This window comes from Planotetraspora mira (genome assembly GCF_016863275.1).
Lineage (GTDB): Bacteria > Actinomycetota > Actinomycetes > Streptosporangiales > Streptosporangiaceae > Planotetraspora > Planotetraspora mira.
Genome location: NZ_BOOO01000028.1, coordinates 1 through 9,310, shown reverse-complemented (window position 1 = coordinate 9,310; position 9,310 = coordinate 1). Strand labels below are relative to the sequence as shown.

General features: G+C 68.7%; 8 protein-coding genes. 4 read left to right on the top strand and 4 right to left on the bottom strand.

Annotated elements, in window-relative coordinates; translation table 11 throughout:
* Window positions 1-184: 184 nt before the first annotated feature.
* Window positions 185-1,399 carry a YncE family protein gene (locus tag Pmi06nite_RS24815; RefSeq protein WP_203955518.1) on the bottom strand — a complete coding sequence of 405 codons (1,215 nt, stop codon included), beginning with the start codon at window positions 1,397-1,399 and terminating at the stop codon, window positions 185-187.
* Between the two features lie 252 nt (window positions 1,400-1,651).
* Between Pmi06nite_RS24815 and Pmi06nite_RS24810 the strand changes: the two genes are divergently transcribed.
* Window positions 1,652-3,607, top strand: a complete 1,956-nt coding sequence (locus tag Pmi06nite_RS24810) for a Xaa-Pro dipeptidyl-peptidase (RefSeq protein ID WP_203955517.1) — start codon at window positions 1,652-1,654, stop codon at window positions 3,605-3,607.
* 253 nt (window positions 3,608-3,860) lie between these two features.
* On the top strand, window positions 3,861-4,730 hold the full coding sequence (locus Pmi06nite_RS24805; RefSeq protein ID WP_203955516.1) for an oxidoreductase: 870 nt from the start codon (window positions 3,861-3,863) through the stop codon (window positions 4,728-4,730).
* A gap of 82 nt (window positions 4,731-4,812) precedes the next feature.
* Here Pmi06nite_RS24805 and Pmi06nite_RS24800 read toward each other — a convergent pair whose 3' ends face one another.
* Window positions 4,813-5,223: a VOC family protein gene (locus tag Pmi06nite_RS24800; protein WP_203955515.1), complete on the bottom strand. Its 411-nt coding sequence runs from the start codon at window positions 5,221-5,223 to the stop codon at window positions 4,813-4,815.
* 302 nt (window positions 5,224-5,525) lie between these two features.
* Between Pmi06nite_RS24800 and Pmi06nite_RS24795 the strand changes: the two genes are divergently transcribed.
* Window positions 5,526-6,269 (top strand): SDR family oxidoreductase, encoded by a 744-nt coding sequence (locus Pmi06nite_RS24795; RefSeq protein WP_203955514.1) that lies wholly within the window; start codon window positions 5,526-5,528, stop codon window positions 6,267-6,269.
* A 157-nt stretch (window positions 6,270-6,426) separates the two neighbouring features.
* Window positions 6,427-6,798, top strand: coding sequence for a PH domain-containing protein (locus Pmi06nite_RS24790; RefSeq protein WP_239095530.1), 372 nt, complete (start codon window positions 6,427-6,429; stop codon window positions 6,796-6,798).
* A gap of 55 nt (window positions 6,799-6,853) precedes the next feature.
* Here Pmi06nite_RS24790 and Pmi06nite_RS24785 read toward each other — a convergent pair whose 3' ends face one another.
* Entirely contained in the window at window positions 6,854-7,060 is a 207-nt protein-coding gene (locus Pmi06nite_RS24785) for a hypothetical protein (protein ID WP_203955513.1), read from the bottom strand.
* Entirely contained in the window at window positions 7,057-9,000 is a 1,944-nt protein-coding gene (locus Pmi06nite_RS24780; protein ID WP_203955512.1) for an amidase, read from the bottom strand. Before Pmi06nite_RS24780 ends, Pmi06nite_RS24785 begins: the two co-directional genes overlap by 4 nt.
* Window positions 9,001-9,310 lie beyond the last annotated feature (310 nt).

Below are 9,310 nucleotides of genomic sequence, written 5' to 3'. Positions count from 1 at the left end.
CCGTCATCGCCGAGAAGCCCGAGAAGAACCCCGCAGCTCCCGCCATGCCCGGCGGCGACATGGACTTCTGACTCGGACCCCCACGAGAGTCGGGTGGGACCGGGCGAGTACCGCACGCTCCCACCCGGCCCGGCGCGTACGCACGGGTCACCCGTCTTCCGCGTCACCACGGAGAACATCCCCTCTACACGCCAGGCAGAGCGGTGGCGTGGCGGAGCAGCGTGAGACCGGGGACGGGTACCCGGGCGAGTTCGCGCCCGTTCCGGGCGTCCACCTGTACGGCTCCGCCGTCGACGCCCGCGTACAGGCTCCCGTCCGGGGCCACCACCAGCCCGCGTGGTGGCCCCGGCGTCCTGGCCGCGTGCAGTACGGCCAGGGAGTCGAGGTCGACGGTGAGCAGCGACGCGCCGGCGGCCAGGTGGAGGGCGTCGGCCGACACGGCGGCGAAGGCGGGACCCGGCGTCGCCGGAAGAGCGCCCACTCCCTTGACGACCAACTCCTCGACGTCCGCTCGCACGAGCCGTCCGCTGGCGCCGTCGAACACATAGAGGCCGCTGGGCGATACGGCGATCGCATGCCCCTCCGCGGGCCCATGCCCGAACGGCTCCGGCAGGTCGAGGCAGTAGGCCCAGTGCTCGGTCAGGCTCAGCACGTGCACGAAGGCGTGCACGCCTGTGGACCGCCCGGCCACCAGATCCCGGGTGTGCAGGTGGTCGGCCTGATGGGTGTAGAGCGTGTAGAGCCTGTCGCGGAGGGGGGAGAGCACGGCGAGCCGGCTCTCGCCACGCATGGTCTCCTCCTCGGACACGGGAGTCTTCTCCCGGCTCAGGATCGGGCCCACCTGCCGGGACGCCAGGTCGAGCATCCGGACTCGGTACGCCTCGGGAGCCGTCGACGGAAGGTACTGCAGAACGAACAGTGCGCCTCCCTCCGCCGAGAAGGCGTCGGGCTCGTAGTTCCCGTCCAGTTCGATGGTCGTGGGCGTCCGTCCGCCGGAGGGATCCGCGATCACCAGACGGGTCGTGCGACGACCGGGCGGGCCGTACGGCGTCGCGGGGAGGGGGTCCCCCAAGGCCACGAGCAGGCCGTTCGGCGAGACCGCGCGGACGGCTTTCGAGGTGGGGACGCCGGCGCTGGTGATCCTCCGCCCGGTGACGGCGTCCACGGTCAGCAGGGAGTCCCCGGACAGGGTGTACAGGCGCGTCCAGTCGGCCGCGGGGACCGAGCCAGGGGGATTCGCGAGCCTGAGCCCGCTCCGGGCGTCCACGGCGACCAGGCCGGACGTCGTGTCGGCGTAGACGAGGTGGGCCGGGCCCTTCCGCGGCGGAGGAGGAGGGCCGGCGCACGCGCCGAGGAGAGCCGTTCCGCCGCAGATCTTGAGGAAGTCGCGTCGCTCCATGTGATGTCTACACCGGATCGGGCGGAGAAGTTCACTCCCGCCTGAACCCGCGGACAGCCGCTGGACACATGAGCCCCCTCCCGATCTCGACATTTGTCGGAAATACCGCGATCAAGAACGAACGGCCGTCCAAAGACATTCGGCACATCTCCCCCATAGCCTCGAGCGGACCGCTTTTTACGGTCCCTTTAACTCCGCTCGAGGCCCCTCTCTCCGGTGCCCCGGGCGCCTGATCGTTAGGGAAGTTCACCGATGTCCATACCGCGACGGGTGGCGGGCCTTGTGACGCCGACCGCCCTCCGTAGTCCTGGATCGACACGTCGTGGCGCCGCGGCGCTGGGTCTCGCCGTCGTCACCATCCTCACGGGGGTTGCCGCGACCTCCACCCCCGCCGCCGCGGACGCCCCCGCTCCTGTGGACACCCCCGTCGGGCCGGTCTTCCAGAACGGCATGACCCAGCCGGTGTTCTCGTCGAACCGCAACGACTGGATCCGCCAGGAAGTCTGGGTCCAGACGCCGATCGACAGTGACGGCGACGGACGGAACGACCGGGTGCACGCCGAGGTCACCCGACTCCAGGAGACCGAGACGGCCGGTCTGAAGTCGCCTGTCGTCTATGAGGTGAGCCCCTACTACGCCGGCGGCAACCCGATCACGAACCACGACGTCGACCACGAACTCTACGAGGCCGTGCGCCCGGGCAAGGGCCACGACCGCAATGGCCGGGCGCTGAACCCGGCGACCGACGAGCGGATGGCCGCCGCGGGGACCGGCGCCGTCGCGGCTGCCGCGGCCACCGGCCCGCAGCCCGCCATCAGCACCAGCCAGGAGGCCAACTGGCTGCCCCGCGGTTTCGCGGTGGTCCACGCGGAGTCGCTGGGCAGCGGCAAGTCCGACGGTTGCCCGACCACCGGCGGCCGCAACGAGACCATCGGCGCGAAGTCCGTCGTCGACTGGCTGAACGGTCGCGCGAAGGCCTACGACGCCGCCGGCGCGGAGGTCAAGGCCACGTGGACGACCGGCAAGGTCGGCATGATCGGCACCTCGTACAACGGCACCCTGCCCAACGCGGTCGCGAGCACCGGCGTCAAGGGCCTTGAGGCCATCGTGCCGATCTCGGCGATCTCGAGCTGGTACGACTACTACCGCGCGAACGGCGCCGTCGTCGCCGCCGGCGGCTACCAGGGCGAGGACACCGACGTGCTCGCGGAGTACGTCTACACCCGCGCGGACAAGCAGATCTGCCGGAGCGTCATCGATGACCTCGCCAAGGCGCAGGACCGGGTCACCGGCGACTACAGCGCCTTCTGGGACGAGCGCAACTACATGAACGACGTCAAGAAGGTCCACGCCGCGGTGCTGGTCGCGCATGGGCTCAACGACTGGAACGTCAAGACCAAGCAGGCCGCGCAGTGGTACGAGGCGCTGAAGGCGCGCAAGGTGCCGCACAAGATCTACCTGCACCAGGGCGGGCACGGCGGCTCCCCCAGCGTCGACGTCCTCAACCGCTGGTTCACCCGCTACCTGTGGGATTACAAGAACGGCGTGGAGAATGACCCCCGGGCTCTGATCCAGCGTGAGGACAGGACACTGGTGGAATACGCCGAGTGGCCGGACCCGACCGCGGTGGACACCAAGCTCGACCTGTCGGCCGGCACGAACGGGGCCGCCGGCGTCCTCACGGACGACAAGAACAAGCATGACAAGAAGCACCACGGCAAGCCCGCGACCGAGACGATCGTCGACGACGTGACGAAGACGGCGCAGACTCTCGCCGACGCGGCGACGTCTCCCAACCGTCTGGCCTACAAGTCGGGGACGCTGTCCGGTGCGGTCAGGCTCAGCGGCACGCCGCTGGTGTCGCTGCAGATGTCCTTCGGCCAGCCGGCCGCGAACGTCACGGCGCTGCTCGTCGACTACGACCAGAACGGCAAGGCGAAGATCATCACGCGGGGCTGGATCGATCCCCAGAACCGCGACTCGATCTGGAAGTCCAAGCCGATCAAGCCGGGCACCGAGTACCGCCTCGACTTCGACATGCAGCCGCATGACTATGTGTTCGCGGCGGGCCACCAGGTCGGCATCGTGCTGCTGTCGAGCGACTACGAATACACCATCCGGCCCACTCCCGGTGCGACGCTGCACCTAGACACGGAGAAGAGCACGGTCAAGCTGCCGCTCGTGGGCGCGGCGGGCCAGTTCAACTAGGCGAACGGGCTGAAACCAGTCCCGGCGACAGGGCGGGCCGCCATCGGGCGGCCCGCCCTGTTCGGCGTCTCCATCACGGTGCCGGCACGCCGGCCGGCACCGTGGTTCCAGGTCGGTGACTATGCCCTGTCACTCCCAGGAACATCGGGGTACTGCCTTCGCGATCGAGCACGCCGCAGGATGGGCGTCGTACGGGGTCATCGAGGAACGGCCCGATGACTCACAAGGCTCACGAAGACAGGTAGGACACGACATGGCCACCAGCGTTCCCGGCGGGACCCTCACGCTCGCAGACGACCTCACCATCAGCCGGATGGGCTACGGCGCGATGCAACTGGCCGGGCCCGGCGTCTTCGGTCCGCCCAAGGACCGCGACCAGGCCCTCGCGGTCCTGCGCGGGGCCGTCGAGCTGGGCATCACCCACATCGACACCAGCGACTTCTACGGGCCCGCCGTCGTCAACGAGCTCATCGCGGAAGCCCTGCACCCCTATCCCGCCGATCTGCGCATCGCCACCAAGGTCGGCGCGCGCCGCGGCGAGGACGGCAGTTGGCGGCCGTCACTGGAGCCCGACGACCTCAAGGCCCAGGTCCGCGAGAACCTCAAGCGCCTCGGCCTCGACACCCTCGACCTCGTCTACCTGCGCCTCGGCTCGCGCGACGGCACCACCGACGAGTCCGTCGCAGAGCAGTTCGGCGCCCTGGCCGAGCTGCGAAAGGACGGCCTGATCCGCCACCTCGGCCTCAGCGGCGTCTCCATGGTCCAGCTCGCGGAAGCGCAGGCCATGGCGCCTGTCGTCGCCGTCCAGAACCTCTACAACCTCGCGAACCGGCAGGACGACGCCCTCCTTGAGCGGTGCGCGGCAGAGAACATCGCCTTCGCCTCGTTCTTCCCCCTGGGCGGCGGCTTCACCCCGTTGCAGTCCGGCACGCTCACCGGGGTCGCCGCCCGCCTGGACGCCTCGCCTCAGCAGGTGGCCCTGGCCTGGCTGTTGCGGCGCTCGGCCACGACCGTCCTCATCCCGGGGACGTCTTCCGTGGCGCACCTCCACGAGAACGTCGCCGCGGCCGACCTGGTCCTGCCTGCCGACGCGATCGTGGAGCTCGACGCCATCGGCCAGTGACCCCAGGCACGCGACGGGAATCATCCCCCGAGCGAAGAGCACGACGTCGGGCACCGGCCGTCGCGTCACCACCAGGGGTGCATCACGCCTGTCGTCCGATGTTGACCATCCAGGAGATGCCGAACCGGTCCACGCACATGCCGAACTCGTCGCCCCACATCTGCTTGTCCAGTGGAACCGACACGGTGCCGCCGTCGGCGAGCTTGTCCCAGTAGCCGCGCAGCTCGTCGGCGTCGTCTCCGCTGAGGCTCACCGCGATGTTGTCCCCGGGAGTGTGTTCCATCCCGGGCGGGGTGTCGGAGCCCATGATCGTGAATCCGCTGTCGGTCTCGAGCATGCCGTGCATGATCTTGTCGGCTTCCACCGAATTCTGCGCGCCGAAATCGCCGAAGGTGTTCAGCACCAGGGTGCCGCCGAAGACGTGCTTGTAGAACTCCAGGGCTTCCCGTGCGTTGCCGGCGAAACTGATGTACGGGTTGAGACGTGAGGCCATCGGAATGCTCCTTTTGGTAGAGACCGAGAGGCATCCTCGCATATCAGTAGGTCACCGACATGGGGATTCGACGGACAGCCGAACTGCCCCTCAACCGAGAATTCGTTCGACGCGACGCCATGAAATCGGCTCATCCGTACGATCACGGAATTCGTGATCTCCTTCCCCCCGTCACATGGGACGGCTCGGCACAAAGATCGGATATTGCCCTTTTGATCGGGAACAGGGAATGATCGTTCTGGTGGAATCAAGAAGTCGCAGCCGGATATCCCGGATGGACACACATCGCGAAACGGGGAACGATGACGGCCGGTGACATCGCTGTGGTGACGGGAGCCGGCTCAGGGATCGGCCGAGTGGTCAGCCGGGCGCTCCTGGCCTCCGGGTACAGAGTCGCTCTCGCCGGCCGGCGGGAGCAGGCCCTGTTGGAGTCCGCTGAAGATCACGCTGACGCGCTGGTCGTGCCCACCGATGTCACCGACCCGGACGCCGTCGCCGGCCTCTTCACCCGGGTACGCGATCGCTGGGGCCGGGTGGACCTGCTGTTCAACAACGCGGGCACGTTCGGCGCTCTCGGAGCCGTCGATGAGATCTCGGTGGCCGACTGGCGCCGTACGGTCGACACGAACCTGACGGGTGCGTTCCTGTGCGCGCACCACGCCGTCGCGGTGATGAAGGAGCAGCGACCGCAAGGCGGGCGGATCATCAACAACGGCTCGGTGTCCGCGCACACGCCCCGCCCGGCCAGCGTGGCCTACACCGCCACCAAGCACGCCTTGACCGGCCTGACGAAATCGATCTCCCTCGACGGCCGCCCCTACGGGATCGCCTGTGGCCAGATCGACATCGGCAACGCGGCCACCGAGATGACCGAGACCATCGCGCGGGGGGCCGTCCAGGCGGACGGCACGCGTGCCGCGGAGCCGACGTTCGACTCGGCGCACGTCGCGGAGGCGGTGCTTTTCATGGCGAATCTTCCCCTGGACGCGAACGTGCTGTTCCTGACGATCACGGCGACGGGCATGCCGTTCGTCGGCCGTGGCTGACGGTTCATCGAGACCGTGTGGCGCGGACCGTCGCGGCCGGTCGCCCGTCACGACGACGAGAATGTCGTCGAGTCGTCTGTTCCCTGAGATCGTTTCGTGAGCCCGGGAGTCCAGTGTCGGCCCTGCCTGATCGCGGAGAGAACACCAGGGGGCGCACGTGAATCAGACCGTTCCACACGACAGGCCTGAACAGCTACAGCAGGTTCAGGCCGGTCTCATGCAGGGTGAGCAGATCATCGCCGTCTATGACGCCATCGGAGTGGGGACCGGATTCCTGGGGCTCACCGACCGCCGGGTGGTCCTCCAGGACAAGTCCTTCATGGGCAAGAAGGTGGCGATCACCAGCATCCCGTACTCCAAGATCACCAGTGTGAGTGTGGTGAGCAACAAATCACTGGCCGGATCCTTCTTCTCGTCGGGATCGATCGCGATCAACGTCGGCACACACGTGTACGAAGTGGATTTCCGGGGCGAGCAGAAGAGCCATCACGTCCACAGCGTGATCCTTCATTTCATCGCCGGCCCGTGACCGGGCCCGACGCCGGCCCTGGACCACCGTCCAGGGCCGGGCACGCTCGGCGCGTTCAGACCGACGGGTGCGGGGACGGGTCGTAAGGCCCGACCTCCTCGTCCTCGGGGTCGTAGGGAAGGAATGAGGTCCCGAGCTTCGCCTGCCAGCCGACCGTCAGCAGCCGGCCGTTCTGCTCGTCCGGGGTCCGTGGGAGCAGGCCGATGTCGATCGGCGTGCCGTAGGGGACGGTGAGGAACCGTGCCGGAGTGTCGAAGCTCATCCCAGTGCCGCCCTTACCTCGTCCTCGCCGATGAGGGGGTCGTTGCTCGGGCCGTCGTCCTCGAACGACGGCAGGGCCCGAGCGTTCGGGAGCGCGGTCGCCGGCGGCGTGGGATCCGGCGGAGCGGCGTTGTGGTATTCGGGGAAGTTGGCCTGGTAGTCGATCATCGCCTGGGTGATGTCGGCTTCGGCGAAACGGGGACCCCAGAACTGGGCCGACACCGCCAGCCCCTGCGCGTATCCGATCGGGAAGCTGACCATCGGCCAGCCGAGCGCGTTCGGCACCTGGTAGTACGCGCGATAGACCGGGAAGCCCGGACCGCCGGACCGCTGCCCGATGACGTCTCCGATCGACATGACGAGCATGAAGTCGACCCCGTGGTCGCGCAGCGCCCTGGTGTAGTTGCCGATCAGCCTCCGGCGCCGCTGCTCGCCTTCGTACCGCACGGCGCCGGAGATCCCGCCGTTGAACCGGTCCGCCCCGGCAAAGCTCGCGGCCGGTTCACCGGGAGCCCGCCGACCGTATTGGCTGGTCAGGGTGGCCACCGCGGCAGCTGACGGGATGCCGCTGGTGCAGAAGTCGGCGACCGCCGCGGCGAAGCGCACTTCGTACCGGTTGGAGTTGACGACCGCCGCGGACGGAGACACGGGCGAGCCGTCCACAGTGGCCAGCACCTCCGACGAGGCGAAATAGGGGTTCTGGGAAGGGTCGGTCATGTCCAGGCCGGGGAACAGGATGACCTTGGCGCCGAGGCTCTGCAGTTGGCTCGTCAGCCGGTTGAAGGCGGCGAGGTGACCCGCGCCGTACGTCGACTGCGGGCTCACGCCGACCTTGATCGATCCGCCGACGTTCATCCAGTCGGTCTGCGGGATGCCGATGGTCATGCCCTGGAGAGGCCTGCGGCCCCGGCGCGGGCTGAGCGGTATCTTCGGGAACGGGTCAGGGGCCGACAACGTCTGCGGGTCGTTGACCGGGTCGGGGCCGAGGATGGTGGCGAGGATCAACGCCGAGTCCCGGGCGCTGCGGCTGATCGGGCCGAGCAGGTCGTAGCCGGGCGACAACGGCATGACCCCGGCGATCGAGACGGTGCCCAGCGAGGGCTTGATGCCGGAGGCTCCGTTGGCGGCCGAGGGCATGATGATGCTGCCGCCGGTCTCTTCACCGATGCAGGCCGCCGCCAGCCGGGCCACCGGCGCGACGCCGGAGCCCTGGCTCGACCCGCCGGGGACGTAGGCCGTGTTCCAGGCGTTGCCGGCGAAGGTGCCGGTGATGGATCCGGAGAAGGCCGAACAGATGGTGCTGCCGAGCAGGACCACGCCGGCCGCACGCAGCCGACCGACCACGGTGGCGTCCTGGAGCGCGAGGTTCCCCGCGAAGGCGGGCGAGCCGTTCTGCGCCGGAAGGCCCTTGATGCCGATCGAGTCCTTGATACCCATGGGGATGCCCCAGAGCAGCGGCAACGGGTCACCGCTGCGACGGCACGCCGCGAGGCGCTTGTCCGCGGCCCTGGCGGCGGCGAGCGCACCGGCCCGGTCGACGCGGACGAACGCGTTGTAGAGCCCGTTGTTCCCATAGGTCTCGAACGGGCCGTTGAACTTGTCGATGCGCTCCAGATACGCCTCGGTCAACTCGACGCTCGACACCTTGCCCGCTCGCAGCAGCGCCGCCAGTTCGAAGATCTCGTAGTCGACCACCCGCGACCGGCGAGGGATGTCCCTCACCGAGGGGAGCGACGCCGCATCCGAGAGGTCTCTGCCCTTGTCCGATCCGCTGGTGCCCGGGCTGGACGCCTTCGCCACCCCGCCGCCCAGAGTCACGGCCAGTGCCGTGCCCGCGGCCGCCGTGCCCGCGCCGCTGATGAGGGATCGGCGGCTCAGCGTGACGCCGCCGGTGCGCTCACTGATCCGCCCGGCCTCGCCTGTGTCCTCGTGTTGCCCCACGTCCGTACCTCGTCTCTGCCGTGGTTTCCACACACGAACGGGGCACCCCGGACGCCGGCCCGGTGACACCCAGAACGTCAGGCGAGACGATAAGGAGAGATCATTTCAAACACGTACATAGATCATGACGCCGACATTGCGGGCGAAGGCGCACAGCTGTCCGCGCGCGTTCTGGTCGCTTCGGTGCCGTCGTCTCCGTGGCCTGCCGGCGGCTCGGCCCGGTGCCACACTGCCCGGTGCCACACTGCCCGGTGCCACACTGCCCGGTGCCACACTGCCCGGTGCCACACTGCCCGGTGCCACACTGCCC

Excerpts from the sequence above, each read along its gene's own strand:
- Pmi06nite_RS24815 (WP_203955518.1), bottom strand. The coding sequence starts at position 1,399 with ATGGAGCGACGCGACTTCCTCAAGATCTGCGGCGGAACGGCTCTCCTC.
- Pmi06nite_RS24810 (WP_203955517.1), top strand. The coding sequence starts at position 1,652 with ATGTCCATACCGCGACGGGTGGCGGGCCTTGTGACGCCGACCGCCCTC.
- Pmi06nite_RS24805 (WP_203955516.1), top strand. The coding sequence starts at position 3,861 with ATGGCCACCAGCGTTCCCGGCGGGACCCTCACGCTCGCAGACGACCTC.
- Pmi06nite_RS24800 (WP_203955515.1), bottom strand. The coding sequence starts at position 5,223 with ATGGCCTCACGTCTCAACCCGTACATCAGTTTCGCCGGCAACGCACGG.
- Pmi06nite_RS24795 (WP_203955514.1), top strand. The coding sequence starts at position 5,526 with ATGACGGCCGGTGACATCGCTGTGGTGACGGGAGCCGGCTCAGGGATC.
- Pmi06nite_RS24785 (WP_203955513.1), bottom strand. The coding sequence starts at position 7,060 with ATGAGCTTCGACACTCCGGCACGGTTCCTCACCGTCCCCTACGGCACG.